This window comes from Pseudoxanthomonas jiangsuensis, from assembly GCF_010093185.1.
Classification (GTDB): domain Bacteria; phylum Pseudomonadota; class Gammaproteobacteria; order Xanthomonadales; family Xanthomonadaceae; genus Pseudoxanthomonas; species Pseudoxanthomonas jiangsuensis.
Genome location: NZ_PDWL01000002.1, coordinates 138,060 through 161,703 on the forward strand (window position 1 = coordinate 138,060; position 23,644 = coordinate 161,703).

28 protein-coding genes are annotated in these 23,644 nt (G+C 70.3%); 20 read left to right on the top strand and 8 right to left on the bottom strand.

Annotated elements, in window-relative coordinates; translation table 11 throughout:
* The first annotated feature begins 1 nt into the window (after position 1).
* From ctaD to CSC62_RS02045, 4 genes are read left to right on the top strand one after another with little or no spacing between them, the layout of a single operon-like run.
* Complete coding sequence (gene ctaD / locus CSC62_RS02035) at positions 2 to 1,615, top strand: cytochrome c oxidase subunit I (protein WP_162404501.1); 1,614 nt, start codon at positions 2 to 4, stop codon at positions 1,613 to 1,615.
* Between the two features lie 58 nt (positions 1,616 to 1,673).
* Positions 1,674 to 1,805, top strand: a complete 132-nt coding sequence (locus tag CSC62_RS18145; RefSeq protein ID WP_281353273.1) for a hypothetical protein — start codon at positions 1,674 to 1,676, stop codon at positions 1,803 to 1,805.
* On the top strand, positions 1,802 to 2,419 hold the full coding sequence (locus CSC62_RS02040) for a cytochrome c oxidase assembly protein (protein WP_162404502.1): 618 nt from the start codon (positions 1,802 to 1,804) through the stop codon (positions 2,417 to 2,419). Before CSC62_RS18145 ends, CSC62_RS02040 begins: the two co-directional genes overlap by 4 nt.
* A gap of 23 nt (positions 2,420 to 2,442) precedes the next feature.
* A complete protein-coding gene (locus CSC62_RS02045; protein WP_162404503.1) occupies positions 2,443 to 3,318 on the top strand; it encodes a cytochrome c oxidase subunit 3 in 876 nt (291 codons plus the stop codon).
* 94 nt (positions 3,319 to 3,412) lie between these two features.
* Here the strand turns inward: CSC62_RS02045 and CSC62_RS02050 are convergent, their stop codons facing one another.
* Positions 3,413 to 3,631, bottom strand: a complete 219-nt coding sequence (locus CSC62_RS02050; RefSeq protein ID WP_162404504.1) for a twin transmembrane helix small protein — start codon at positions 3,629 to 3,631, stop codon at positions 3,413 to 3,415.
* Positions 3,632 to 3,709: 78 nt separating this feature from the next.
* Here CSC62_RS02050 and CSC62_RS02055 point away from each other — a divergent pair, with 78 nt between their 5' ends.
* The 4 genes from CSC62_RS02055 to CSC62_RS02070 are packed head-to-tail and all read left to right on the top strand — an operon-like array spanning position 3,710 to position 7,165.
* On the top strand, positions 3,710 to 4,456 hold the full coding sequence (locus tag CSC62_RS02055; protein ID WP_246194115.1) for an SURF1 family protein: 747 nt from the start codon (positions 3,710 to 3,712) through the stop codon (positions 4,454 to 4,456).
* Between the two features lie 36 nt (positions 4,457 to 4,492).
* Positions 4,493 to 5,065, top strand: a complete 573-nt coding sequence (locus CSC62_RS02060; RefSeq protein ID WP_162404505.1) for a hypothetical protein — start codon at positions 4,493 to 4,495, stop codon at positions 5,063 to 5,065.
* A gap of 13 nt (positions 5,066 to 5,078) precedes the next feature.
* Positions 5,079 to 6,266, top strand: a complete 1,188-nt coding sequence (locus tag CSC62_RS02065) for a COX15/CtaA family protein (protein WP_162404506.1) — start codon at positions 5,079 to 5,081, stop codon at positions 6,264 to 6,266.
* Positions 6,263 to 7,165 carry a heme o synthase gene (locus CSC62_RS02070; protein WP_162404507.1) on the top strand — a complete coding sequence of 301 codons (903 nt, stop codon included), beginning with the start codon at positions 6,263 to 6,265 and terminating at the stop codon, positions 7,163 to 7,165. Before CSC62_RS02065 ends, CSC62_RS02070 begins: the two co-directional genes overlap by 4 nt.
* 432 nt (positions 7,166 to 7,597) lie before the next feature.
* On the opposite strand, the gene CSC62_RS02075 is transcribed toward CSC62_RS02070, so the two are convergent.
* The 7 genes from CSC62_RS02075 to rpsU all read right to left on the bottom strand — a co-directional run bounded on the left by CSC62_RS02075 (position 7,598) and on the right by rpsU (position 13,133).
* Positions 7,598 to 8,344: a TerC family protein gene (locus tag CSC62_RS02075; RefSeq protein WP_162404508.1), complete on the bottom strand. Its 747-nt coding sequence runs from the start codon at positions 8,342 to 8,344 to the stop codon at positions 7,598 to 7,600.
* An 81-nt stretch (positions 8,345 to 8,425) separates the two neighbouring features.
* On the bottom strand, positions 8,426 to 8,722 hold the full coding sequence (locus tag CSC62_RS02080; RefSeq protein WP_162404509.1) for a TFIIB-type zinc ribbon-containing protein: 297 nt from the start codon (positions 8,720 to 8,722) through the stop codon (positions 8,426 to 8,428).
* Positions 8,723 to 8,957: 235 nt separating this feature from the next.
* Positions 8,958 to 10,685: a DNA primase gene (gene dnaG / locus CSC62_RS02085; protein WP_162404510.1), complete on the bottom strand. Its 1,728-nt coding sequence runs from the start codon at positions 10,683 to 10,685 to the stop codon at positions 8,958 to 8,960.
* A 77-nt stretch (positions 10,686 to 10,762) separates the two neighbouring features.
* Positions 10,763 to 11,692 (bottom strand): YihY/virulence factor BrkB family protein, encoded by a 930-nt coding sequence (locus CSC62_RS02090; protein WP_162404511.1) that lies wholly within the window; start codon positions 11,690 to 11,692, stop codon positions 10,763 to 10,765.
* 75 nt (positions 11,693 to 11,767) lie between these two features.
* Positions 11,768 to 12,271: a GNAT family N-acetyltransferase gene (locus CSC62_RS02095; RefSeq protein ID WP_162404512.1), complete on the bottom strand. Its 504-nt coding sequence runs from the start codon at positions 12,269 to 12,271 to the stop codon at positions 11,768 to 11,770.
* 5 nt (positions 12,272 to 12,276) lie between these two features.
* Entirely contained in the window at positions 12,277 to 12,738 is a 462-nt protein-coding gene (locus tag CSC62_RS02100) for a GatB/YqeY domain-containing protein (protein WP_162404513.1), read from the bottom strand.
* A 179-nt stretch (positions 12,739 to 12,917) separates the two neighbouring features.
* On the bottom strand, positions 12,918 to 13,133 hold the full coding sequence (rpsU, locus tag CSC62_RS02105; protein ID WP_162404514.1) for a 30S ribosomal protein S21: 216 nt from the start codon (positions 13,131 to 13,133) through the stop codon (positions 12,918 to 12,920).
* A gap of 120 nt (positions 13,134 to 13,253) precedes the next feature.
* On the opposite strand from rpsU, the gene tsaD reads away from it, so the two are divergent.
* The 12 genes from tsaD to CSC62_RS02165 all read left to right on the top strand — a co-directional run bounded on the left by tsaD (position 13,254) and on the right by CSC62_RS02165 (position 23,586).
* A complete protein-coding gene (gene tsaD / locus CSC62_RS02110; RefSeq protein ID WP_162404515.1) occupies positions 13,254 to 14,279 on the top strand; it encodes a tRNA (adenosine(37)-N6)-threonylcarbamoyltransferase complex transferase subunit TsaD in 1,026 nt (341 codons plus the stop codon).
* 30 nt (positions 14,280 to 14,309) lie between these two features.
* Positions 14,310 to 14,666 carry a dihydroneopterin aldolase gene (folB, locus tag CSC62_RS02115; RefSeq protein ID WP_162404516.1) on the top strand — a complete coding sequence of 119 codons (357 nt, stop codon included), beginning with the start codon at positions 14,310 to 14,312 and terminating at the stop codon, positions 14,664 to 14,666.
* A 76-nt stretch (positions 14,667 to 14,742) separates the two neighbouring features.
* Positions 14,743 to 15,501, top strand: coding sequence for a hypothetical protein (locus CSC62_RS02120; RefSeq protein WP_162404517.1), 759 nt, complete (start codon positions 14,743 to 14,745; stop codon positions 15,499 to 15,501).
* Positions 15,498 to 16,190, top strand: coding sequence for an SDR family oxidoreductase (locus CSC62_RS02125; protein WP_211368910.1), 693 nt, complete (start codon positions 15,498 to 15,500; stop codon positions 16,188 to 16,190). The genes CSC62_RS02120 and CSC62_RS02125 overlap by 4 nt, the downstream gene beginning before the upstream one ends.
* Before the next feature lie 6 nt (positions 16,191 to 16,196).
* Positions 16,197 to 16,697: a 6-pyruvoyl trahydropterin synthase family protein gene (locus CSC62_RS02130; protein WP_162404518.1), complete on the top strand. Its 501-nt coding sequence runs from the start codon at positions 16,197 to 16,199 to the stop codon at positions 16,695 to 16,697.
* A 74-nt stretch (positions 16,698 to 16,771) separates the two neighbouring features.
* The gene (locus CSC62_RS02135; protein ID WP_425501978.1) at positions 16,772 to 18,073 is read left to right on the top strand and encodes a mechanosensitive ion channel family protein; all 1,302 of its coding nucleotides are present in this window, start codon (positions 16,772 to 16,774) and stop codon (positions 18,071 to 18,073) included.
* Positions 18,074 to 18,151: 78 nt separating this feature from the next.
* On the top strand, positions 18,152 to 19,597 hold the full coding sequence (locus tag CSC62_RS02140; protein WP_162404519.1) for a circularly permuted type 2 ATP-grasp protein: 1,446 nt from the start codon (positions 18,152 to 18,154) through the stop codon (positions 19,595 to 19,597).
* On the top strand, positions 19,597 to 20,526 hold the full coding sequence (locus CSC62_RS02145) for an alpha-E domain-containing protein (RefSeq protein WP_162404520.1): 930 nt from the start codon (positions 19,597 to 19,599) through the stop codon (positions 20,524 to 20,526). Before CSC62_RS02140 ends, CSC62_RS02145 begins: the two co-directional genes overlap by 1 nt.
* Positions 20,527 to 20,587: 61 nt before the next feature.
* Entirely contained in the window at positions 20,588 to 21,418 is an 831-nt protein-coding gene (locus CSC62_RS02150) for a proteasome-type protease (RefSeq protein WP_162404521.1), read from the top strand.
* A 10-nt stretch (positions 21,419 to 21,428) separates the two neighbouring features.
* Positions 21,429 to 21,953, top strand: a complete 525-nt coding sequence (gene folK, locus CSC62_RS02155) for a 2-amino-4-hydroxy-6-hydroxymethyldihydropteridine diphosphokinase (protein ID WP_246194117.1) — start codon at positions 21,429 to 21,431, stop codon at positions 21,951 to 21,953.
* A 62-nt stretch (positions 21,954 to 22,015) separates the two neighbouring features.
* Complete coding sequence (locus CSC62_RS02160) at positions 22,016 to 23,200, top strand: class I SAM-dependent methyltransferase (protein ID WP_162404522.1); 1,185 nt, start codon at positions 22,016 to 22,018, stop codon at positions 23,198 to 23,200.
* The gene (locus tag CSC62_RS02165) at positions 23,197 to 23,586 is read left to right on the top strand and encodes a VanZ family protein (RefSeq protein WP_425501979.1); all 390 of its coding nucleotides are present in this window, start codon (positions 23,197 to 23,199) and stop codon (positions 23,584 to 23,586) included. Before CSC62_RS02160 ends, CSC62_RS02165 begins: the two co-directional genes overlap by 4 nt.
* Positions 23,587 to 23,644: the final 58 nt, after the last annotated feature.

The window sequence follows — 23,644 nt, forward strand, 5'->3', positions numbered from 1 at the left end:
CATGGCCCATTCCGCCGCCGAGCACCACGACGACCACCACGAGCACAAGCAGGGCTTCGTCGAGCGCTGGTTCTTCTCGACCAACCACAAGGACATCGGCACGCTGTACCTGCTGTTCTCCTTCGTGATGTTCATCGTCGGCGCGGCGATGAGCGTGATCATCCGTGCCGAGCTGGCGACCCCGGGCCTGCAGTTCGTCAGCCCCGAGTTCTTCAACCAGATGACCACCGTGCATGCGCTGGTGATGATCTTCGGCGGCGTGATGCCGGCCTTCGTCGGCCTGGCCAACTGGATGGTGCCCCTGCAGATCGGTGCGCCGGACATGGCCCTGCCGCGCATGAACAACTGGTCGTTCTGGCTCTTGCCGGTGGCCTTCTCGATGCTTCTGCTGTCGCTGTTCCTGCCCGGCGGCGCCCCGGCCGGCGGCTGGACCCTGTACCCGCCGCTGTCGCTGCAGGGCGGCTACAACGTGGCCTTCACCATCTTCGCCATCCACGTGGCCGGCATCAGCTCGATCATGGGCGCGATCAACATCATCGCGACCATCCTCAACATGCGCGCCCCGGGCATCGACCTGCTGAAGATGCCGATCTTCTGCTGGACCTGGCTGATCACCGCGTTCCTGCTGATCGCGGTGATGCCGGTGCTGGCCGGCGCGGTGACCATGCTGCTGACCGACAAGTTCTTCGGGACCAGCTTCTTCAACGCCGCCGGCGGCGGCGACCCGGTGATGTACCAGCACATCTTCTGGTTCTTCGGCCATCCCGAGGTCTACATCATGATCCTGCCCGCCTTCGGCGTGGTCAGCGAGATCATCCCGACCTTCAGCCGCAAGCCGCTGTTCGGCTACCAGGCGATGGTCTATGCGACCGCGGCGATCGCGTTCCTGTCGTTCATCGTCTGGGCCCACCACATGTTCACCGTGGGCATGCCTTTGGGCGGCGAGATCTACTTCATGTTCGCCACCATGCTGATCTCGGTGCCCACCGGGGTGAAGGTGTTCAACTGGGTCAGCACGATGTGGAAGGGCTCGCTGTCCTTCGAGGCGCCGATGCTGTGGTCGGTGGCCTTCGTGATCCTGTTCACCATCGGTGGCTTCTCCGGCCTGATGCTGGCGATCGTCCCGGCCGACTTCCAGTACCACGACACCTACTTCGTGGTCGCCCACTTCCACTACGTGCTGGTGACCGGCGCGGTGTTCGCCCTGATCGGCGCGGTGTACTACTGGTGGCCGAAGTTCACCGGGCGGATGTACAACGAGTTCTGGGCCAAGTTCCACTTCTGGTGGACCATGGTGTTCGTCAACCTGCTGTTCTTCCCGCAGCACTTCCTCGGCCTGGCCGGCATGCCGCGCCGCATCCCGGACTACAACGTGGTGTTCGCCGACTGGAACCTGGTCAGCTCGATCGGCGCGTTTGGCATGTTCGCCACCCCGTTCATGATGGCCGCGATCCTGCTGTACTCGCTGCGCAAGGGCGCCAAGGCCGAGGCGCGCGCCTGGGAAAGCGCCAAGGGCCTGGAGTGGACCATTCCCTCGCCGGCGCCGCACCACACCTTCACCGTGCCGCCGGTGATCAAGGACGGCGACCTGGCGCACGGCGATATCAGTCATTGAGGCGAGTCCCTCGCAAAAGCCCGCACATCCATGTGCGGGGGTTCAACAGGAAGGCAGCGTGACCGCACCCAGCCACAACCAGGACACCGCACAGCGCCGCAGGGGCGTGCTGCGTACCGTGTGGGTGGTCGGCGCGATCGCCCTGGCGATCTACGTGGCCTTCATCCTGTCCGGGGTGCTGAACGCATGAGCGCGCCGGCTCCGGAAAAGCACGATCCCGCGCGCCGGCGTGGTGCCGGCTGGCTGAAGCTGGCGGGCGTGGCCCTGGCCGCGTTCGCCTTCACCTTCTCGCTGGTGCCGCTGTACCGGATCGCCTGCGAGAAGGTGTTCGGCATCCGCCTGGAAGGCGGCACCGGCCAGGCTCGTGCCGGCACGGCGGCCAGCGCGGCCGATGCGCGCAAGGCCCGCACCGTGACCGTGCAGTTCGACGGCGGGGTGAACTCCAAGCTGCCCTGGGCGTTCCAGCCCGAGCAGCTGACCATGGAAGTGGTGCCCGGCGAGCTCAACGAGGCCCTGTACTTCGCCCGCAACGACGGCGACCGCGCCATCGTCGGCAGTGCCGTGCCCTCGGTGGCGCCGGCGCGCGCTTCGGGCTACTTCACCAAGACCGAGTGCTTCTGCTTCACCGCCCAGACCCTGCAGGCGGGCGAGCAGCGCGACATGCCGGTGCGCTTCATCGTCGATCCGGACCTGCCGGCCGACGTGAAGACCATCACCCTGTCGTATACCTTCTTCAAGAACGACGCCATGACCGCGCAGCTGGGCGCGGCCAGGGCCTCCAGCACGCCGCACGCGGCGCCCTGACCAGAGCAACGGAACTCCAAGCCATGGCCCAACACCCGACCGACGCCAACGTCTACTTCGTCCCGGCCCGGAGCAAGGCGCCGATCTTCGCATCGGTGTCGATGTTCGTGATGATGATGGGCGTGGCCAGCTGGCTCAACGACGTGTCGTGGGGCAAGGTGGCGTTCTTCACCGGCATGGCGATGATGATCGCCACCCTGTTCTACTGGTTCGGCGAGGTCATCCGCGAATCGCAGGGCGGCCACTACAACCGCCAGGTCGACGTCTCGTTCCGGATGGGGATGGTGTGGTTCATCTTCTCCGAGGTGATGTTCTTCGGCGCCTTCTTCGGCGCGCTGTTCTACACCCGCCAGTACGCCCTGCCGTGGCTGGGCGGCGAGGGCGACGGGGTGATGACCAACGCCCTTTTGTGGGACGGCTACAGCGCGGCCTGGCCGAGCGCCGGCCCGGGCCAGGTCGGCGGCCACTTCCAGACCATCCCGGCCTGGGGCCTGCCGCTGGTCAACACCCTGATCCTGCTGACCTCGGGCGTGACCCTGACCATCGCCCACCACGCCCTCAAGGCCGGCCAGCGCCGCGCCCTGCTGTTCTGGCTGGGCCTGACCGTGGTCCTGGGCATCACCTTCCTGTTCCTGCAGGCCGAGGAGTACATCCACGCCTACAGCGAGTTGAACCTGACCCTGGGTTCGGGCATCTACGGCTCGACCTTCTTCATGCTCACCGGCTTCCACGGTGCGCACGTGGCGCTGGGCACGATCATGCTGCTGGTGATGTGGTTCCGCGCGCTGAAGGGCCACTTCACCAAGGACCACCACTTCGGCTTCGAAGCGGCCGCCTGGTACTGGCACTTCGTGGACGTGGTCTGGCTGGGGCTGTTCCTGTTCGTGTACGTGCTGTAACGGACGGTCCCCGGTTCTCCAGGCACGGGCGCCCTCGCGGCGCCCGCGCTTTTTGCGGGAGCCGGCTTGTCGGCTCACGCAGGAAGGTCGGGCCCTAGCGGCCGACCCCATGCGGCTGGATCACCCCGCTCCAGATGCCGAGGATGACCAGCAGGATCAGCGCCACCGACAGGCCGATGCGGCGGGTGAGCGCATTGACGGTACGCTTGCTCTGGCCGCGGTCGACCAGCAGGTAGTACAGGGCCGAGCCGAGGTTCCAGACGATGACCAGCAGGAACGCGACCACGATCAGGGTCTTGAGCGAATCGTTCACGGGTTCGGGCTCGTTGCGCGCGGGGATGCGCGGCGCATTATCGCAGGCAGGCACCGTCCGGGTGCGCGGGGCTGGCCGGTGAGCGGGCGGCGCCTGCCCTGGTGGGCCGGCTGGTCGCTGGCCCTGATCGTGGCCGCGCTGTGCGCGGGCCTGGGCAGCTGGCAGCTGCAGCGGATGCACGCCAAGCAGGCCCTGCTCGACGCCTCGGCCCGGGTGCTGGCCGAACGCCGGGCGCAGCCGCTGGCGCTGGCCGCCGATCCGGCGCGCGCGCGCGACTTGGACTGGGCCGCTGGCCGTGGCCGCTTCGCGCCTTTGCCGGCGGTGCTGCTTGACAACCAGAACCGCGACTCGCGCCCGGGCGTGCGCGCCTACCGGGTGCTCCAGCCGGAGGACGGCGGCATGCCTGTGCTGGTCGAGCTGGGCTGGCTGCCCTTGCCCGGCGACCGCCGGCTGCCGCAGGTACCCGTACCGGACATCGCCGCCGCCGCGGATCGCCCGCTTCCGGTGTCGGGCCTGCTGTTGCCGCCGCCTTCGCCCGGCCTGGCCGCGCCGACCGTGCAGCTGCAGGCCGACGGCGACCTGCTGCTGGTCGCGCTGGACCCGGCGGTGGTGGCCCAGGCGCTCGGCCTGCCCGCCCTGGCGCCGCGGATCATGCGCCTGGATCCGGCCCTGCCGCTGGGCTACGCCCGCGACCTGGAGCTGCTGCCCAACACCCTGCCGCCCGAGCGCCACCTCGGCTATGCCGTGCAGTGGTTCGCGCTGGCCATCGCGGTGCTGGCGATCGCCGCCCTGCTGAGCTGGCGCGCGCGACGTCGGCGGAGTTGAGCGCGTGCGGCAGCCGGGCATGCGAAAATCGCGGCCATGACCGCTCCCGCCTCCGACGCCGCCCGCACACGCGGGCGCCTGATGCTGATCGCCCTGTTCGTCCTGTTCTTCGGTTCGGCCTTCGGCGCCGGCGTGCTGCGCTTCAGCGGCTGGATGCCGGCTGGGCTGAAGAACCACGGCGAACTTTTGCAGCCGCCGGTCGACCTGCGGGCCGTGTCGCCGCGGCTGGCCAGCGGCGGCGCCTACGCCTGGAACCCGGAGGCGCGGGTGTGGCGTATCGTGGCGGTGGCGCCGGCCGCCGGCTGCGATGCGCGCTGCCCGCAGCTGCTGGCCCAGCTGGACAAGGTCTGGCAGCTGTTCGGCCACAACGCCGACCAGGTCGAGGTGCTGTGGCTGGGCCCGGCCCCGGACGCGGCGGCCAGGCTGCCGGAAGTGCGCCTGCTGCTCGACGATCCGGCGCTGCGTGCGGCCCTGCCGCGTTCGGCCGATCCGGCCGGCATCCCGCTGTACGTGGTCGATCCCAACGGCTTCGTGATCCTGCGCTACGCGCCGCAGGCCGATCCGGCCGGGCTGCGCTCGGACGTGGCCCGGCTGCTGAAACTGAAGTGAGGCTCCCGTCCCGATGAACGCGCTCGTGCGGCCGACCCTGGCCCGCCACTTCCACCGCATCGCCTGGCTGGCGGTGATCCTGACCGCTTGCGTGGTGGTGTTCGGCGCGTTCGTGCGCCTGTCCGACGCCGGCCTGAGCTGCCCGGACTGGCCGACCTGCTACGGCCGCGCGACCTGGCCCACGGCGCCGCAGGACGCAGCCGCGCACGCGGCTAGCGAAATCCGCCCGTTCGACACCAGCAAGGCCTGGCGCGAGCAGGTCCATCGCCACCTGGCCGCCTCGCTGGGCGTGCTGGTGCTGCTGCTGGCCCTGCTGGCCGCGCGCCGGCGGCGCTTCGGCGTGCTCCAGATCGTCGGCGCCTCCGTGCTGGTGGCCGGCTCGATCCCGGCCTATATGCATGGCCAGATCGGCCTGGCCTTCGCCCTGGCCGGCGCCGGCGAGGCGGTTTTGCTGCTGGCCGCCCTGCGCTGGTCGAACATCGACCTGGCCCGGGCCGCGGCGCTGACCCTGGCGGTGATCGTGTTCCAGGCCCTGCTGGGCAAGTGGACGGTGACGATGCTGCTCAAGCCGATCATCGTCATGGGCCACCTGCTCGGCGGCCTGGCCACGTTCTCCCTGCTGGTGTGGATGGCCTGGCGCGCGACCCACCTCCCGATCCGCCTGGCCGACGCGCGGGTGCTGAGGCGCTGGCTGATCGCCGGGATCGCCGTGCTCGGCGTGCAGATCGCGCTGGGCGGCTGGACCAGCGCCAACTACGCGGCCTTGGCCTGCGGCGGCGGTGGCTGGACCACGGCCGAGCACCACTACCTGGATTTCCCCAAGTGCGTCGGCCAGTGGTGGCCGCAGACCGACTTCCGCGAAGGCTTCGTGCTCTGGCGCGGGGTCGGCGTGGACTACGAGGGCGGCGTACTCGACGGCGCCTCGCGGATCGCGATCCAGCTGGCCCACCGGATGATGGCCATGGTGGTGTTCGTGTACCTGCTGTGGCTGGCCGTGCGCCTGTACCGCACCCCGGGCATGCGCGGCTGGGCGAGCCTGCTGGGCGCGCTGGTGCTGGCCCAGGTCGCGCTGGGCGTGCTCAACGTCAAGCTCGCGCTGCCTCTGCACGTGGCGGTAATGCACAACGCCGGCGCCGCGGCCCTGCTGTTCGTGCTGGTCAGCCTGCTGGCACGGCTGAAGGATCCCGAGCCGGTCGCATGAACGCCCTTCCCGCCTGGCGCCAGTACCTGGAGCTGACCAAGCCGCGCGTGGTCGCGCTGCTGGTGTTCACTGCCCTGGTCGGCATGTTCCTGGCCGTGCCCGCCTTGCCGCCGTTGAAGGAAAGCGTGCTCGGCCTGCTCGGCATCTGGCTGGCCGCCTCGTCGGCGGCGGCGATCAACCACCTGATCGACCAGCGCATCGACAAGGTCATGTCCCGCACCGCACACCGGCCGCTGGCCACCGGCGCCCTGCGGCCGGTGCAGGTGCTGGTGTTCGCGCTGGTGCTGGGCGTGGCCTCGATGGCGATCCTGGTGCTGTGGGTGAACACGGTCACCGCCCTGCTGACCTTCGCTTCGCTGATCGGCTACGCGGTGGTCTACACCGGCTTCCTCAAGCGCGCCACCCCGCAGAACATCGTGATCGGCGGCATCGCCGGCGCGGCGCCGCCGCTGCTGGGCTGGGCCGCGGTCACCGGCATGGACGGGCCCTGGGACTGGCAGCATGCGCTGTTGCTGGTGCTGATCATCTTCGTCTGGACCCCGCCGCACTTCTGGGCGCTGGCGATCTTCCGCCGCGAGGACTACGCCCGCGCCCTGATCCCGATGCTGCCGGTGACCCACGGCGTCACCTACACCCGCTGGCAGATCCTGTTCTACACCGTGCTGCTGGTCGAGGTGACCGTGCTGCCGGTGGTGTTCGGGATGAGCGGCTTCTTCTACCTGGGCGGTGCGCTGGTGCTGGGCAGCGTGTTCCTCTGGTACGCCTGGCGCCTGCTCGACCCGCCGGATGAGTTCTACGCCATGCGCGTGTTCAACTATTCCATCGTCTACCTGATGGCACTGTTCGCCTTCCTGCTGGTGGACCACTGGCTGCCGCTGGCGCTGGCGCGCCTCCTGTAGGAGCCGGGAGACCGGACATCCGTCCGTGGAGAAGCGCCGGCGACGCCAGACAGACAGGTCGGGCCGATCATCGAACGGCAACGGCAACGGCGGAAGCGGAGGCTTGAGCCGGCTTCGGACGGAGTCCGCCGTCACATGGGGGATGGCCCACCCCTCGGGACGGCATCCTGTCTTTACTCAGGGCCGTGGCACATCCCTGTGCCACTTGGTCCATCCCCCATGCGACGGCGGACGCGTGCGCGTCGGGAATCGTGCCTTCGGATACCGGTTTCGCTTCACCTGTAGGAGCCGGTCTTGCCGGCGACCGTGGAGGCGGACGCATCATTGGCACCCGGTTTCACGCAGACGCATCCGCCATGGCGGTCGCCGGCAAGACCGGCTCCTACAGGGCTGGCACACCGCCCGGGCAGGCCGGGCGGTGCCGTCCTTGTGTCAGCGTTCCGCGGCCCCAGGTACCGCGGCCTTCTGCTCGCGGTGGCGGATCCACAGGTTGATCATCTCCACGAACACCGAGAAGGCCATCGCCGCGTACACGTAGCCCTTGGAGATGTGCTGGCCGAAGCCGTCGGCGATCAGCACCAGGCCGATCATGATCAGGAAGCTCAGCGCCAGCACCTTGACCGTGGGGTGGCGTTCGACGAAGTCGCCGATCGGGCCGGCGAAGCCGATCATGAAGGCGATCGAGATCAGGATCGCGGCCACCATCACCCAGCGCTCGTCGACCATGCCGACCGCGGTGATGATCGAGTCCAGCGAGAACACGATGTCCAGGATCATGATCTGGACGATCACGCCGCCGAAGGAACTCGCCATGCGCTTGGGACTGGGCGCGCCGCCGCCGCCGGCGCCCTCGATTTTCTGGTGGATCTCGTGGGTGGCCTTGGCGATCAGGAACAGGCCGCCGCCGATCAGGATCAGGTCGCGCCACGAGAACGGGTGGTCGAACAGCGCGAACAGCGGCTTGGTCAGGCCGATGATCCAGGAGATGGTGAACAGCAGGCCCAGCCGGGTGATCGCCGCGGCGGCGATGCCCAGGCGGCGGGCCTTGTTGCGCTGCTCGGGCGGCAGGCGGGCGGCCAGGATCGAGATGAAGATGATGTTGTCGATGCCCAGCACCAGTTCCAGCGCGGTGAGGGTGGCCAGGGCGATCCAGATTTCGGGATTGAGGAGGGCGTCCATGTGGGGCGTCAGGTGGGAGTGCGAAGGGAGGGTGCCACCAACGGCGTGCAGGCGGCATCGGTGGGTAGCGGCGGTGCCGGCCTAGAAGTCGAACAGCTCGCCCAGCAGGGATTTGGGCTTGCGCTTGCGGGTGTCGTAGCCATGACCGCCGTAGCCTTGGCCGTGCCGGTGGCCGTCATGGCGGGGCGGCGGCGGCGGCGCGCTGCGGGACCCGGCATGGGCCGGCGTCGGCGCCACGTCGGCCTCGACGCGGGCGAGCAGGCGGTCCAGCTCGCCACGGTCCAGCCAGATGCCGCGGCACTGGGGGCAGTAGTCGATCTCGATGCCCTGGCGCTCGGTCATGGCCAGGATCGTGGTCTTGCAGGCGGGACAATGCATGGGGAGGCTCCGGTGATTCCAGGGCCACGGCGAACCTGCATCGGCATCGGGGAGACCGGACGCACCTTCGCCGCGGGGCGGCGAAGGTCTCGTCCACGGGCCTTTGGGCCCGCTGCTGCACCGGGGGCCGCGGCAAAAAGGCGGACCCGTAATGACGGCGACAGCACGGAGGACTACTCCCCTTCGAGCGGCGATCCTAGCACGGCCCCTGTAACCCTGGCCGCCGGTCCTGCGTTCAGCCCCGGCCGGCGACCAGCGCCTGCAGCAGCATCCGCAGTTCGTACTTGTCGGTCTCGTCCAGGCCCTGGCTGCGCTGCTTCTGCTGCAGTTCGTCGATCCTTTGCTGCAGGGTCTGCTTTTCCAGCTGCGCGGCGGCGTCGTGCAGTTCGTGCGCCCAGCTGGCCTCGTCGCCGGGCAGGGCCTGGGCGGCGAGCTTGCGCAGGGCGTCGGCCTGCTCGTGCTCGGCGAAATGCTCGAGCAGGGCGCCGGTGCTGATCTCCGGGCGCTGGTGGACCAGGTCCAGCAGCTCCAGCAACAGGGGCATGCCCGGCAGGCGCAGCGCGGCGAAGCCGTAGGGGCGCTCCAGCTGCAGGCCCAGCGACGGCCTTTGCAGCAAAAGGGCGATGGCGCTGCGCACCAGGCTGCGTTTCTGCGCCGGGGCGGCTTGGCGCGCCGGCGGCCGCGGTGGTGCGGGCACGGCGGCCTGGGCGGCGCCGACGCCGGTCTGGCGCTGCAGTTCCTGGCGCATCAGGTCGGCGAAGGCGCCGTCGGGCAACTGCGCCAGCAAAGGGCGGGCGCGCTCGGCCAGGCGCGCTCGGCCGTCGAGGGTGCCGCGGTTGATGTCGCGGCCCAGTTCGTCGAAGAAGAACTGCGACAGGGGCGTGGCCTGGGCCAAGCGCGCGTCGAAGCCGTCCGCGCCTTCCTGGCGGACGATGCTGTCCGGGTCCTCGCCCTCGGGCAGGAACAGGAAGAAGGCCTGGCGGCCGTCCTTCATCCGCGGCAGCACCGACTCCACCGCGCGCCAGCCGGCGCGGCGGCCGGCGGCGTCGCCGTCGAAGCAGAAGTACACGTCCGGCGCGTTGCGGAACAGCAGCTCGGCGTGGTCGGCGGTCGTGGCGGTACCCAGGGTGGCCACGGCCTGGGTGACGCCATGCTGGAACAGCGCGACCACGTCCATGTAGCCCTCGACCACGATCAGCCGTTCCAGCTTCTGGTTGGCCTGCTTCGCCTGCCACAGGCCGTACAGCTCGCGGCCCTTGTGGAACAGGGGGGTCTCGGGCGAGTTGAGGTATTTCGGGCTGGCTTCCTTGTCCAGCACGCGGCCGCCGAAGGCGATCACCCGTCCGCGGCGGTCGTGGATCGGGAACATGATCCGGTCGCGGAACTTGTCGTAGACGTGGCCGCGCTCGTTCTTGGAGAGCATGCCGGTGCGGTCGAGCAGCTTGAGCCGGCGCTCGTCCGTGCCCAGGGCGTCCTTGAGGGTGGAAAAGCCGTCGGCGGCGTAGCCGATGGCGAAGCGGGCGCGGTTCTCGGCATCCACGCCGCGGCCGTCGAGGTACTCGCGGGCGCGGGGACTGTCGGCCAGCTGGCGCTGGAACAGCTTGGCGGCGGCCTCCAGCGCGGCGTACTGGTCGCGCAGGTCGCTGTCCTGGTTGTTCTGGCGGGTCTCGCGCGGGACCTCGATGCCGGCGCGGCGGGCCAGTTCCTCGACCGCGTCGAGGAACTCGAGCCGGTCGTAGTTCATCAGGAAGCTGATCGCGGTGCCGTGGGCGCCGCAGCCGAAGCAGTGGTAGAACTGCTTGGTCGGGGAGACGTAGAACGAGGGCGTGCGTTCGTCGTGGAACGGGCAGGGGGCGCTGTACTCGCGGCCCTTGCGCTTGAGCGGCACGCGCGCGCCGACGATCTCGACGATGTCGGAGCGCGCGAGCAGGTCGTCGATGAACGCGTCGGACAGGCGGGCCATCGCAATAGGATGCCATCCGGGACGGGCTTCCGGCCGGGCCGTAGCCGAACGACCCGTCGGGAGCCGGTGCTCCTGCTTCAGGAGCCCCGGGTTTCCCCGGCGCCGTCCGCAGCGGTGCCCGTCTCCGGAACCTTCAGCCCCGCCTGCCGGAGCTTCCTGCGCGAGTGCATCCGCTCGTCGATCACCGCCGTGATCAGCGCGCCGGCGAAGAACACCACCGCCGCGTAGTACATCCACACCAGCAGCAGGACCAGGGCGCCCATCGAGCCGTAGGCGCTGCCGGGCGCCGCCTGGGCCAGGTACAGGCCGATCAGGTAGCGGCCCAGGGCGAACAGCAGGGCCGTGATCGCCCCGCCCAGGAACGCCTGCCGCCACTCGACCCGACGGTCGGGCAGGTAGTGGTAGAGGAAGGCGAAGGCCAGCGCGTACAGCAGCAGGGTGCTGGTGTAGCCGATCGCCGGCAGCAGCGAGGGCAGGCGCGAGAACACCAGCTGCAGCGCTGTGGTGGCGATCATCGACACGATCAGCAGGAAGCCCAGCGCCAGGACCACGCCCAGCGAGAACACCCGCTTGCGCAGCCAGGCCTTCAGCCCGCCCAGCTGCTCGCCGCCGGTGCGGAAGATCAGGTTCAGCGCGCCCTGCAGCTGCGCGAACACCACGGTCGAGCCGACGAACAGCAGCACCGTGCTCCAGACCCCGGCCAGCGAGCCGATGTCGGGCTGCTCGTCGGCGTTGCGGATCACGGTCTCGGCCACCGCCGCGGCGTTGTCGCCGGCGAGGCTGCCGATCTGCGCCACCAGCGAGGCCTGGGCGGGCGGGTACAGCGAGGCCGTCAGCCACAGCAGAAGCACCAGCAGGGGCGCCAGCGACAGCAGGGTGTAGAACGAGAGCGAGGCGGCCTGGGTGATCAGGTCGGCCTCGACGAAGCGCTTGATCAGGGCGGCCGGCAGGCTTTCCTGCAGGCGTTCGAGGTGGCGGCGCAGCTTGCTGGCGGACAGGGATTTCATGGGACGCGGGAGTGGCGGCACGCCGGTGCCTGCAGCTTGGCCACGCCGGTGTGGCCGGGGCGTGAGCGCGCGTCGCTAGTCCGATGCGCCGGCCAGCGCCTGCAGCGCCGCGCCGGTGACCCTTTGCACGGTCCAGCCATCCATCGGCTGCGCGCCGAGGCCGCGGTAGAACGCGATCGCCGGCGCGTTCCAGTCCAGCACCGACCATTCGAAGCGGCCGTAGCCGCGGGCGAGGGCGATCCGCGCCAGTTCCACCATCAGCCGCCTGCCGATGCCCAGGCCGCGGTAGGCCGGGCGCACGAACAGGTCCTCCAGGTACAGCCCGGGCTTGCCGAGGAAGGTGGAGAAGCTGGTGAAGAACAGGGCGAAGCCGGCGGCCTGCCCGCCATGCTCGGCGACCAGCACCTCGGCCGCCGGACGCGGGCCGAACAGCGCCGCGTGCATGTCGGCGGCGGTCGCCACCGCTTCGTGCTCCAGGCGCTCGTACACCGCCAGTTCGCGCACCAGCTCCAGGATCAGCGGGACGTCGTCCTGATGGGCGGGGCGCAGGACGGTGGTCGAAGGGGCGGGCGCGCTCATCGCGCTCAGCCCGCCAGGCGCTTCTTCACCAGCGCCGAGACCTGGCCCATGTCGGCCTGGCCGGCCAGCTGCGGCTTGAGCACGCCCATCAGCTTGCCCATGTCGGCCGGGCCGGCGGCGCCCCCGCTTTCACTGGACACGAGGGCGACCGCGGCGTCGATCGCGGCCAGGATCGCGGCCTCGTCCAGCTTGGCCGGCAGGTAGCGCTCGATCACCACGATCTCGGCGCGCTCGACCGCGGCCAGGTCCTCGCGGCCGGCGCCTTCGTACTGGGTCACCGAGTCCTTGCGCTGCTTGACCATCTTCTCCAGCACGGCCAGCACCGCGGCGTCGTCCAGCTCGATCCGCTCGTCCACCTCGCGCTGCTTGATCGCGGCGTTGATCAGCCGGATCACGCCGAGGGTGTCCTTGTGGCCGGCCTTCATCGCGGCCTTCATGTCTTCGGTCAGTTGCTGCTTCAGGCTCATGGCAACACCTCTAGCTGTAGGAATGTCGGGATGGCGTGGTCGCGCCGGATCGTGCCGGACCACGCCGGATTCCGCAGGAAACACAAAAAGCCGGTCACGCGGGGCGTGCCGGCTTTCGGTTTGCCACGTCCGCGCGGGTTCCGACCGAACCGGTCGCCCGCGCAGCGGTCAGGCCTGGATCAGTACAGGCGCTGGCGCTTGGTGACGTCGCGCGACATGCGGCGGATCTGGCGCTTCACCGCCGCGGCGGCCTTGCGCTTGCGCTCCTGGGTCGGCTTCTCGTAGAACTCGCGCTTGCGGGTTTCGGCCAGGACGCCGGCCTTCTCGCAGGTGCGCTTGAAGCGACGCAGCGCAAACTCGAAGGGCTCGTTCTCGCGGACTTTGACGCTGGGCATGGAATCTCCGGGACACAAAATACCGGGTCTGTCCCGGTGAGCCGCGTATGATAGCCGCGGTCCCGGGCCGGCTGCAAGCCGGTCCCCGGGCCGGCCTCCCGTCCCCCTCCGGCAGTCCCCATGCGCGTCCTCGGCATCGAAACCTCCTGCGACGAAACCGGCGTGGCCGTGTACGACACCGCGCTCGCCGGGTCCGCCGGCCTGCGCGCGCACGCGGTCTACAGCCAGATCGCCCTGCATGCCGAGTACGGCGGGGTGGTGCCCGAGCTGGCCAGCCGCGACCACGTGCGCAAGCTGCTGCCGCTGGTCCGGCAGACCCTGGCCGAGGCCGGGCTGTCCACCGCCGACCTGGACGGGGTGGCCTACACCGCCGGCCCGGGCCTGGTCGGGGCCCTGCTGGTCGGTGCCGGCACGGCGCGGGCGCTGGCCTGGGCGCTTGAGGTGCCGGCGGTCGCGGTCCACCACATGGAGGGCCACCTGCTGGCGCCGCTGATGGAGGACGACCCACCGGAGCCCCCGTTCGTGGCCCTGCTGGTCTCCGGTGGCCACACCCAGCTGGTGGCGGTGGACGCGATCGGCCGCTACCGGCTGCTGGGCGAGACCCTGGACGACGCCGCCGGCGAGGCCTTCGACAAGACCGCCAAGCTGATGGGCCTGCCCTACCCCGGCGGGCCGCAGCTGGCGGCGCTGGCCGAGCAGGGCACGCCGGGCGCGTTGCGCTTCGCCCGGCCGATGACCGACCGGCCGGGGCTGGATTTCAGCTTCTCCGGGCTCAAGACCCAGGTGCTGCTGGCCTGGCAGCAGTCCGACCAGGCGCCGCAGACCCGGGCCGACATCGCCCGCGGCTTCGAGGACGCGGTGGTCGACACCCTGGCGATCAAGTGCGGGCGCGCGCTGGACGCGGCCGGCTGCGACACCCTGGTCGTGGCCGGCGGCGTGGGCGCCAACAAGCGCCTGCGGGCGCAGTTGCAGGCCATGTGTGCGCAGCGCGGCGGCCGCGCCTGCTTCCCGCGGCCGGCGCTGTGCACCGACAACGGCGCGATGATCGCCTTCGCCGGCGCCCTGCGGCTGGAGGCGGGCCAGCGCGAGGACGCGCAGGTCAAGGTGACCCCGCGCTGGGACATGGCCGCCTTGCCGGCGGTGTGAGCCTGGAGGCGCGCGCAGTATCCTGCGCGCATGGATGACACCGTCTTCATCGAAGGCCTCCGGATCGATGCCCTGATCGGCGTCCACGAGTGGGAGCGGCACGCGCCGCGGCCATTGCTGCTGGACATCGAGATGGGCTTCGACAACCGCGTGCCCGCGGCCAGCGACCGCCTTGCCGACACCCTGGACTACGACGCGGTGAGCACGCGCCTGGCGGCCTATGCCGCGCAGACCGGCTTCCAACTGGTGGAAACCCTGGCCGAGCGCTGCGCCGCGCTGATCCTGGACGAGTTCGGGGCCACCCGGGTGCGGCTGAAGGTGAGCAAGCCCGGCGCGGTGGAGCGCGCGGCCGCGGTCGGGGTGGTGATCCAGCGGCGCCGCGGCTGAACGCGCGGCGGCGTGCGGCGACCGCGGGGCCTGTCGTAACCTAGCCGCCTGCACACGCAACGCGGGAGACCAGCGCATGTCGGAAGGCGGTTCGGCCCCGGCGTTCTTCGACGTGAGGCACTACACCTACCTGCCGGGCTGGGCCAAGGGCGCGGTGCTGGCCGCCGCGGGCCTGCTCCTGCTGCTGTCGGCGGTGATGGTCGGCCGCTCCCTGTTCGGCCAGGAGCAGGGCGACCACGTCCTGTTCTACCTGTCGCTGGCCCAGACCGCCGCGCTGGTGCTGGTGTTCGGGGTGATCCTGATGTACTCCACCCGCGACGCCAACGCCTCCAACCTGCGCACGCTGTCCGACGCCTTCATCACCGGCTACGTGGCCGACGCGCTGGCGCGGGTCTCGCTGCCGGCGCAGGGAGTCGGCTCGTTCGAGGTCCGCGACCTGGGGCGCAAGGACATCTTCGGCCGGGCGCTGGAGATGCACGCGCCGGGGCAGGTGTTCCCGCTGTGGGTGGGATTGAACGTCAGCCGGATCTTCGTGATCTACTTCGTGCCGCTGGCCGGGGACACCACCCTGGAGAAGGTGCAGGACGCTTTCCGGTTCACCTTCGGCGGCGCCGAGAAGGTCGGCTTCCACGTCAACTACGAGCCGGCCGTGGTCGACGGCCAGCCGGTGGTCTCGGTCTGGCTGAACGTGGCCGCCAGCGGCGAGCTGCTGTACAGCCCGCGCGAGAAGCTGTTCTGGGCGCAGGACATCGCGATGATGACCGAGTCCTTCCTGCGCACCGCCCATCGCGCCGGCATCCCGCTGGCGGGCGCGCCGCAGCCGGGGCCGCTGTGAGCGTCGCCCTGGTCACCGGCGCCTCGCGCGGGATCGGCCGCGCCATTGTCGAGCGCTTCGCCGCCGGCGGCTGCACCGTGGTCGCCGTCGCCCGCGGCGCCGAAGCGCTGGATGCGCTGAAGCGGCAACTGCCGGCGGTCGACGCCATCGCCTGCGACCTGCGCGACGAGGCGGCGTTGGACGCGCTGGCGCGGCAGGTGCTCGAACGCCACGGCGTCCCTGACCTGCTGGTCAACAACGCCGGCCAGTACCGGCCGGGGCGGATCTCCGCGGAGGACGACGGCGCCCTGCTGGACATGCTCCAGGCCAACCTGTTCGGCGCCTACCGCCTGACCCGCAGGCTTTTGCCGGGGATGGTCGCGCGCGGCAGTGGCATGGTCATGAACATGTGCAGCATCGCCTCGATCGGCGCCTATCCCGACGGCGGTTCCTACAGCATCGCCAAGCACGCGCTGTACGGCTTCTCGCGCAACCTGCGCGAGGAGATGAAGCCGCACGGCGTGCGCGTGGTCGCCTTGCTGCCGGGCGCGACCCTGACCTCGTCCTGGGACGGGGTGGACCTGCCGCCGGAGCGGTTCATGCCGGCGCAGGACGTGGCCGAGGCGGCCTGGAGCGCGTGGAGGATGTCGCCGCGCACGGTGGTCGAGGACATCGTCCTGCGCCCGCAGCTGGGCGACCTGGGGAGCTGAGGCGCGATGGAAGGCGACACCGCGATCATCCGCCTGGCCAAGGAGAACATGAAGTTCTCCGCCGGCCACTTCACCATCTTCTCGGCCAGCGAGCGCGAGCGCCTGCACGGCCACAACTTCCGGGTCGAGGCCGACATCGAGGCGCGCATGCTCGGCAACGGCATGTGCTTCGACTACGGCCTGTACAAGGACCGGATCGTGGCCCTGTGCCGCGAGCTCAACGAGTGGTTCATCCTGCCGTCGCGCTCGCCGCACCTGCGGATCGAGGAGGAGGGCGAGTACCTGTACGCGACCTTCGCCGGGCAGCGGATCCCGTTCCTGCGCGCCGACGTGCTGCTGCTGCCGATCGCCAACGCGACCCTGGAGGAATTCGCCGGGTACTTCATCGAGCGCCTGGCCGAGGATCGCCAGGCACTGCGCGAGCACCGGATCGACGCGATCGAGGTGCGGGTGTTCTCCGGGCCGGGGCAGAGCGCCGGCCGGCGGCTGCGCTTCGACGACGATTGAGCGCGGCTGTTAGGCTGGCGGCGGGCGACCCTGCGGTCGCCCAATCCGGTGAACAGCGTAAGGAGGTGGATGCGGTGCAGGTGGATGCGGTGAAGGAGGCGGCGGTACTGGAGCGGCTGGACGGACTCAGGGCGGTGCTGGAACCCTGGCCATGGGCATGGCCGCTGCTCTTGCTGCTGCTCCTGCTGCTGATGGCCTGGCTGGCCAACTTCGTCACCAAGCGCGTCCTGCTGCGCGGCCTGCGGCGTGTCCTGAACCTGCTGGCCAGCCACACCGGCCATGTAGGCGTGGCCAATCTGCGGGTGATCCCGCGCCTGGCCAACGTGGTGCCGGCGCTGGTGATCTCGGCCGGGATCGGCTGGATACCGGACCTGCCGCCGGCACTGGTGGCCTTCGTCCATGGGGCCTGCCAGGCCTGGGTGGTGCTGACCCTGGCGCTGGCGGTGTCGCATGCGCTGGACGTGCTCAACGAGCTGTACGAGCGTCGTTCCGATGCGCGCAACAAGCCGATCAAGGGCTACCTGCAGGTGGCCAAGATCGCGATCTTCGTGCTGGCCGGCCTGTCGATCGTCGCGACCCTGGCGGGGGTGAAGCTGCTGCACCTGGTCACCGGCCTGGGCGCGGCCACGGCGGTGCTGATGCTGGTGTTCCAGGACACGATTCTCTCGCTGGTGGCCAGTGTGCAGATCAGCGGCGACGGCCGGGTGCGGATCGGCGACTGGATCGAGATGCCCGGCCAGAACGCTGACGGCGACGTAATCGACATCGCCCTGCACACGGTCACCGTGCAGAATTGGGACAAGACCGTCACCACCATCCCGACCAAGAAGCTGATCAGCGAGTCGTTCAAGAACTGGCGGGGGATGAGCGAGGCCGGCGGGCGCCGGATCAAGCGCGCGCTGTACCTCGACCAGTCGAGCGTGCGCTTCCTCGATGCTGCCGAACGCGGGGAACTCGGGCGCTTCGTTCTGCTGCGCGAATACCTGGACGGCAAGGAGCGCGAGCTGGCCGAGTGGAACGCCGGCCTGGGCGCCGACGGCCAGTTGCCGGTCAATGCCCGGCGGGTGACTAACCTGGGCACCTTCCGCGCCTACGTCGAGCGCTACCTGCAGCAGCATCCGCAGATCCACACCGACATGACCCTGCTGGTGCGCCAGCTGCAGCCGGGTGCCACCGGCCTGCCGCTGGAGATCTACTGCTTCACCAACGACACACGCTGGGGCGTGTACGAAGGCATCCAGTCCGACATCTTCGACCACCTGCTGGCGATCCTCCCCGAGTTTGGCCTGCGCGTCTTCCAGGAGCCTTCGGGTACCGATTTCCGTGCCCTGCTTACGCCTTCGGCAACGGCGGTACCCGGGTCGCCCGCCTCTTGACGCCCATGGCGGCCGGGTGCATGTTGCAGTGCAACAGCCGGCGCAGGGGATGCCGGCTCCGACCGCAGGCAGGTGCCGATGGACTGGGCGAACTACACGACCCCGTCGTATGACGAGCTGATCGACGCCGACGGGCGGCCGCGTCCGGCGGCACGCCCGCTGATCGAATACCTGTCCAGCCTGTCCGGGCGCGAACTGGCCGAGCGCCAGGCCGCCGCCGACGTCGCCGCGCGGGTAATGGGCATCACCTTCACCGTGTACAGCGACGGCCGCAACGTCGACCGCACCCTGCCGTTCGACCTCATCCCGCGGATCCTCGACCGCCGCGAATGGCAGCGCACCGAGGCCGGGCTGAAGCAGCGGATGCAGGCGCTGAACCTGTTCATCGGCGACATCTACGGCGCGCAGCGCATCGTGCGCGACAAGGTGTTCCCGGCGCAGCTGCTGGAACACTCGGTCAACTTCCGCGCCCAGTGCGTGGGCGTGCGCCCGCCGCTGGACGTGTGGGCGCACATCTGCGGCTCGGACCTGGTGCGCGACGGCGACGGTACACTGTACGCGCTGGAGGACAACCTGCGCATTCCGTCCGGCGTGTCCTACATGCTCGAGAACCGGATGGTGGCCAAGCGGGTGTTCCCGGAGCTGTTCGAGACCAGCGCGATCCTGCCGGTGGACGACTACCCGGCCCAGCTCTACGACACCCTGGCCGCGCTGTCGCCGCGCCCGGGCGACACCCCGACCATCGCCCTGCTCACCCCCGGCGTGTTCAACAGCGCCTACTTCGAGCATGCCTACCTGGCCCAGGCCATGGGCATCGAGCTGGTCGAGGGCAGCGACCTGTTCGTGGACGACGACGACCGCACCTGGATGCGCACGGTCTACGGGCCGCAAAGGGTGGACGTGGTCTACCGCCGGGTGGACGACCTGTTCATCGACCCGGAGGCGTTCCGCCCGGACTCGGTGCTGGGCGTGCCCGGGCTGATCCGCAGCTGGCGCGCCGGCAAGGTCGCGCTGGCCAACGCGCCCGGCGCGGGGGTGGCCGACGACAAGGTGGTGTTCGCCTACGTGCCGAAGATGATCCGCTACTACCTCGACCAGGAGCCGATCCTGCCCAACGTGCCCAGCTACCTGTGCCACGATGAGGCCGACCGCAGGTACGTGCTCGAGCACCTGGACGAGCTGGTGGTCAAGCCGGCCAACGAGTCCGGCGGCTACGGCATGCTGATCGGCCCGCGCGCCAGCGCCGGCGAGCGCGAGAAGTTCCGCGCCCTGATCCAGGCCGATCCGCGCAACTACATGGCCCAGCCGACCCTGTCGCTGTCGACCGCGCCGATCGTCACCCCGGAAGGCCCGGGTGCGCGGCACATCGACCTGCGCCCGTTCATCCTCTCGCGCGAGGACACCTACGTCACCACCGGCGGCCTGACCCGGGTGGCGATGACCGAGGGCTCGCTGGTGGTCAACTCCTCCCAGGGCGGCGGCGCCAAGGACACCTGGGTGGTCGACCTGGAGGAGATGGGCTGATGCTCTCGCGTGTCGCCGACCACCTCTACTGGTTCAGCCGCTACCTGCGCCGCGCCGAGAACACCGCGCGCCTGGTCGGGGTGGGCAGCCTTCTGCAGCTGGACCTGCAGCGCGCGGTGCGCTTCGACTGGCAGCCGATGATCGCCACGGTCGGCGCGGCCGGGCTGTTCGAGGCCTGCCATCCGCAGCCGGAGGAGGCCGACGTGCTCGACTTCCTGCTGCTGGACGCGCGCAACCCCTCCTCCCTGCGCGCCTCGGTGGAGCAGGCGCGCGAGATCCTGCGCAGCATCCGCGACGCCTTGCCGCAGGAGGTGTGGGAGGCGGTCAACGACCTGCACCTCTACATCCACGCCGACGGCGGCCGGGTGCTGGCGCGGCGCTACCGCCTGGACTTCATCACCCGCATCACCGACGGCTGCCTGAAGGTGTCCGGCCTGCTCCAGGCCAACGTCAGCCGCGACATCGGCTTCAATTTCCTGCGCCTGGGCACGGCGCTCGAACAGGCCGACATGACCACCCGGATCATCGACGCCGGGGCCTCAGGCCTGGTGACGCCGCGCCACGAGGAAGACCGCGAGGCCTACCAGAACATGCAGTGGATGGCGGTGCTGCGCGCGCTGGCCGCCTACCAGATGTACCGCCGGCACGTGCGCCAGCGGGTCTCGGCCGCGCATGCGCTGCGCTTCCTGCTGCACAACGCCGAATTCCCGCGCAGCGTGCTGTTCTGCCTGACCCGGGTGCAGAGGATCCTGCCGGCGATGCCGCCGCGGCCGGCTGTGGACCGGATCCTCACCCGCGCCGCCGGCCTGGTCCGCCAGGCCGATCCGGCCCTGCTGGCCAGCGGCGACCCGTCGGCGTTCATGGACGAGGCGCAGGTCTACCTGGGGCAGCTGCACCAGGCCATCGCCGAGGGTTACTTCAATGGCTGAGGACACGGGGACGGCTGCGGCCAGCGTGTAGAATTCGTCCGCACCGTATCCGCGACCCGCCATGACCTACTGCGTCGGCATCGAAGTGGACGAAGGCCTGGTCTTCGCCGCAGACACCCGCACCAACGCCTCGCTCGACGACGTGCGCGTGCACCGCAAGCTGCACGTGTTCGAGTATCCGGGCGAGCGGGTGTTCGTGGTCATGAGCGCGGGCAACCTGGCCACCACCCAGCTGGCGGTCTCGCGCCTGCGGCGCGACGCGGAGGATCCGTCGGCGGCGCGCAGCCTGCGCACGTTCAGGCACCTGTTCGAGGTCGCCGAGTACGTGGGCGAGGTGCTGGTGGCCAGCCAGGTGCAGGCAAGCGAGGGCGACCAGTACAGCGGCAACGGCACCCAGGCCACGCTGATCCTCGGCGGCCAGATCGCCGGCGAGCGGCCGGGGCTGTACATGGTCTACCCGCTGGGCAACTGTATCGCCGCCTCGCCGGAAACCCCCTATCTGCAGATCGGCGAATCCAAGTACGGCAAGCCGATCCTGGACCGCATCGTCCGACCGGGCACGGCCCTGGAGGACGCGGCGCGCTGCGCCCTGGTGTCGCTGGACTCGACCATCCGCTCCAACCTCTCGGTCGGCTTGCCGGTCGACCTGGCCCTGGTCCGCGCCGGCGACCTGAAGGTCAGCCAGCAGATGCGGCTGGAAGGCGACACCCCGCTGTACGCGGAGATCCACGACACCTGGTCGCGCAAGCTGGAGAACGCGGTGCGCACCCTGCCGCGCTTTCCGTGGGAGCCGGCGCTGGCGGCCACCGGCGGCGATCCGGCCCTGCCGCCGTTACCGCCCCGCCGCGGTCCGGCGCGGCAGGATCCGGGCGACTCCTCGGCCCAGCAGTAAGCATCGGGCGATGGGGATTTCCATGGGGGACGAGTCCGCTTCGGCGGCGGCGGTGACCGTGCTGCTCAGCCTGGGCAGCAACATCGAGCCCGAACGCTACCTGCGCACCGCGCTGGACGAGCTGGTATCGGCCTTCGGGCCCTTGCGGGTCTCGCCGGCCTACCGCACCCCGGCGGTGGGCTTCGACGGCGCGCCGTTCCTCAACAACGCGGTGGCGCTGCGCACGACATTGCCCCTGCCGGCGCTGGAGGACTGGCTGCACGCGCTGGAGGACCGACACGGCCGCGATCGCGGCGGCCCGCGCCTGGCCGACCGCACCCTGGACGTGGACGTGGTGTTCTACGGCGATGGGATCCTGCGCGAAGGCGGGCGGGTGCGGATACCACGGCCGGAGCTGGAGCATGCCTTCGTGCTCAAGCCGATGGCCGACATCGCCGCGGATTTCGTCGATCCGCTGAGCGGGCGCACCCTGGGCGAACTGTGGCGGGCGCATCCGCAGCATGGTGAAGCCTTCGAGGCCGTGTCGCTGTCGTAGGCGTCGAGGAGTGCCGTGCCGCGCTCGGCTATGCTGGTCGCCTCCCGGATTCCGCCACACCCATGCACGCCGATCTTCCACGACCCGATGCCGACGCCCTGCGGCACAGCGACACGCTGGCCGCGCACATCCGCGCCGAGATCCTCCAAGGCGGCGGCACGATCCCGTTCTCGCGCTTCATGGAGCTGTGCCTGTACGCGCCGGGCCTGGGCTACTACAGCGCCGGCAGCACCAAGTTCGGCGGCGCCGGCGACTTCACCACCGCGCCGGAGACCGGACGCCTGTTCGCCGCCACCGTGGCCGGGGTGCTGGCCGAGACCCTGCGCCAGCTCGATGGCCGCGCGCGGGTGCTGGAGATCGGCGGCGGCAGCGGCGCTTTCGCCGAGGTCGCGCTCAAGCGCCTTTTGCAGCTCGATGCCCTGCCGGACCGCTACGCCATCCTCGAGCCCAGCGCCGACCTGCGCCAGCGCCAGCGCGAGCGGTTGGAACGCAGCCTGATCCCGCCGGTGTTCGAACTGGTGGAATGGCTGGACCGCCCGTTCGAGGACGAGTGGGACGGGGTGCTGTTCGCCAACGAGGTGGTCGACGCATTGCCGACGCCGCGCTTTACCGTGCGGCACGACGAGGTGCTCGAGGAACACGTGGCCCTGGACGGCAACGGCGACTTCGTCCGCGTCGACCGGCCCGCCGACGTGCTGCTGACCGCCGCGGTGCGCCACGTCGAGCGCCACCTGGAAACGCCTTTGGCCGACGGCTACCGCTCCGAACTTTTGCCGCAGCTGCCCTACTGGCTGCAGGCGGTGGCCGGCGGGCTGCGTTCGGGCGCGATGCTGTGGTTCGACTACGGCCATCCGCGCCGCGAGTACTACCAGCGGCAGCGCGGCGACGGCACCCTGCGCGCGTTCTACCGCCAGCGCATGCACGAGGACGTTCTGCGCTGGCCGGGCCTGCAGGACCTGACGGCCTCGGTGGACTTCACCGCCCTGGCCGAGGCGGGCACCGGCGCCGGCTTCGACCTGGCCGGCTACTGCAGCCAGGCCAGCTTCCTGCTCGGCAACGGCATCGACCGGCTGCTGGCCGAGGCCGAGGCGCGTACCGACGAGGCCGGCGCCCTGCGCCTGCGCCAGGAGCTCAAGCGCCTGACCCTGCCCGAGCAGATGGGCGAGCGTTTCCAGGCGATGGCCTTCAGCCGCGACGTCGACCTGGGTGCCGCGTTCCTGCTCGGCGACCTGACCTGGCGGCTGTGAGCGCCGCGCTCAAGCCGTTCCGGCGGCCGTGGCTGTGGCTGGGCGTGTGGGCCGCGGCGGTGCTGGCGGTGGTCGTGCTCAGCCTGACCCCGCCGCCGCCGATGGCATTGCCGCAACACGGGGACAAGGTCGAACACCTGCTGGCCTATGCGGCGCTGATGGCCGGCGCGGTGCAGCTGTTCGCCGGGCGCGGCCGGCTGCTGGCCTGTGCGCTGGCCCTGGCGGCGCTGGGCGTGGGCCTGGAGCTGGCGCAGGGCTCCTTCACCGCCAACCGCATGGCCGATCCGGCCGACGCGCTGGCCAATGCCGGCGGCGTCGCCCTGGGCCTGGCCAGCGCCTGGCTGCCCTGGCGCGACGCGTTGCTGCGTTTCGACCGCCGCCGCTGAAGGAAAGGGCGGGGCGCCGCGGAGCGTGGAGTGGAGAGAACCCCACGATCCGCGACGC

Excerpts from the sequence above, each read along its gene's own strand:
- ctaD (WP_162404501.1), top strand. The coding sequence starts at position 2 with ATGGCCCATTCCGCCGCCGAGCACCACGACGACCACCACGAGCACAAG.
- CSC62_RS02040 (WP_162404502.1), top strand. The coding sequence starts at position 1,802 with ATGAGCGCGCCGGCTCCGGAAAAGCACGATCCCGCGCGCCGGCGTGGT.
- CSC62_RS02045 (WP_162404503.1), top strand. The coding sequence starts at position 2,443 with ATGGCCCAACACCCGACCGACGCCAACGTCTACTTCGTCCCGGCCCGG.
- CSC62_RS02060 (WP_162404505.1), top strand. The coding sequence starts at position 4,493 with ATGACCGCTCCCGCCTCCGACGCCGCCCGCACACGCGGGCGCCTGATG.
- CSC62_RS02065 (WP_162404506.1), top strand. The coding sequence starts at position 5,079 with ATGAACGCGCTCGTGCGGCCGACCCTGGCCCGCCACTTCCACCGCATC.
- CSC62_RS02070 (WP_162404507.1), top strand. The coding sequence starts at position 6,263 with ATGAACGCCCTTCCCGCCTGGCGCCAGTACCTGGAGCTGACCAAGCCG.
- CSC62_RS02075 (WP_162404508.1), bottom strand. The coding sequence starts at position 8,344 with ATGGACGCCCTCCTCAATCCCGAAATCTGGATCGCCCTGGCCACCCTC.
- CSC62_RS02080 (WP_162404509.1), bottom strand. The coding sequence starts at position 8,722 with ATGCATTGTCCCGCCTGCAAGACCACGATCCTGGCCATGACCGAGCGC.
- dnaG (WP_162404510.1), bottom strand. The coding sequence starts at position 10,685 with ATGGCCCGCCTGTCCGACGCGTTCATCGACGACCTGCTCGCGCGCTCC.
- CSC62_RS02090 (WP_162404511.1), bottom strand. The coding sequence starts at position 11,692 with ATGAAATCCCTGTCCGCCAGCAAGCTGCGCCGCCACCTCGAACGCCTG.
- CSC62_RS02095 (WP_162404512.1), bottom strand. The coding sequence starts at position 12,271 with ATGAGCGCGCCCGCCCCTTCGACCACCGTCCTGCGCCCCGCCCATCAG.
- CSC62_RS02100 (WP_162404513.1), bottom strand. The coding sequence starts at position 12,738 with ATGAGCCTGAAGCAGCAACTGACCGAAGACATGAAGGCCGCGATGAAG.
- rpsU (WP_162404514.1), bottom strand. The coding sequence starts at position 13,133 with ATGCCCAGCGTCAAAGTCCGCGAGAACGAGCCCTTCGAGTTTGCGCTG.
- tsaD (WP_162404515.1), top strand. The coding sequence starts at position 13,254 with ATGCGCGTCCTCGGCATCGAAACCTCCTGCGACGAAACCGGCGTGGCC.
- folB (WP_162404516.1), top strand. The coding sequence starts at position 14,310 with ATGGATGACACCGTCTTCATCGAAGGCCTCCGGATCGATGCCCTGATC.
- CSC62_RS02120 (WP_162404517.1), top strand. The coding sequence starts at position 14,743 with ATGTCGGAAGGCGGTTCGGCCCCGGCGTTCTTCGACGTGAGGCACTAC.
- CSC62_RS02130 (WP_162404518.1), top strand. The coding sequence starts at position 16,197 with ATGGAAGGCGACACCGCGATCATCCGCCTGGCCAAGGAGAACATGAAG.
- CSC62_RS02140 (WP_162404519.1), top strand. The coding sequence starts at position 18,152 with ATGGACTGGGCGAACTACACGACCCCGTCGTATGACGAGCTGATCGAC.
- CSC62_RS02145 (WP_162404520.1), top strand. The coding sequence starts at position 19,597 with ATGCTCTCGCGTGTCGCCGACCACCTCTACTGGTTCAGCCGCTACCTG.
- CSC62_RS02150 (WP_162404521.1), top strand. The coding sequence starts at position 20,588 with ATGACCTACTGCGTCGGCATCGAAGTGGACGAAGGCCTGGTCTTCGCC.
- folK (WP_246194117.1), top strand. The coding sequence starts at position 21,429 with ATGGGGATTTCCATGGGGGACGAGTCCGCTTCGGCGGCGGCGGTGACC.
- CSC62_RS02160 (WP_162404522.1), top strand. The coding sequence starts at position 22,016 with ATGCACGCCGATCTTCCACGACCCGATGCCGACGCCCTGCGGCACAGC.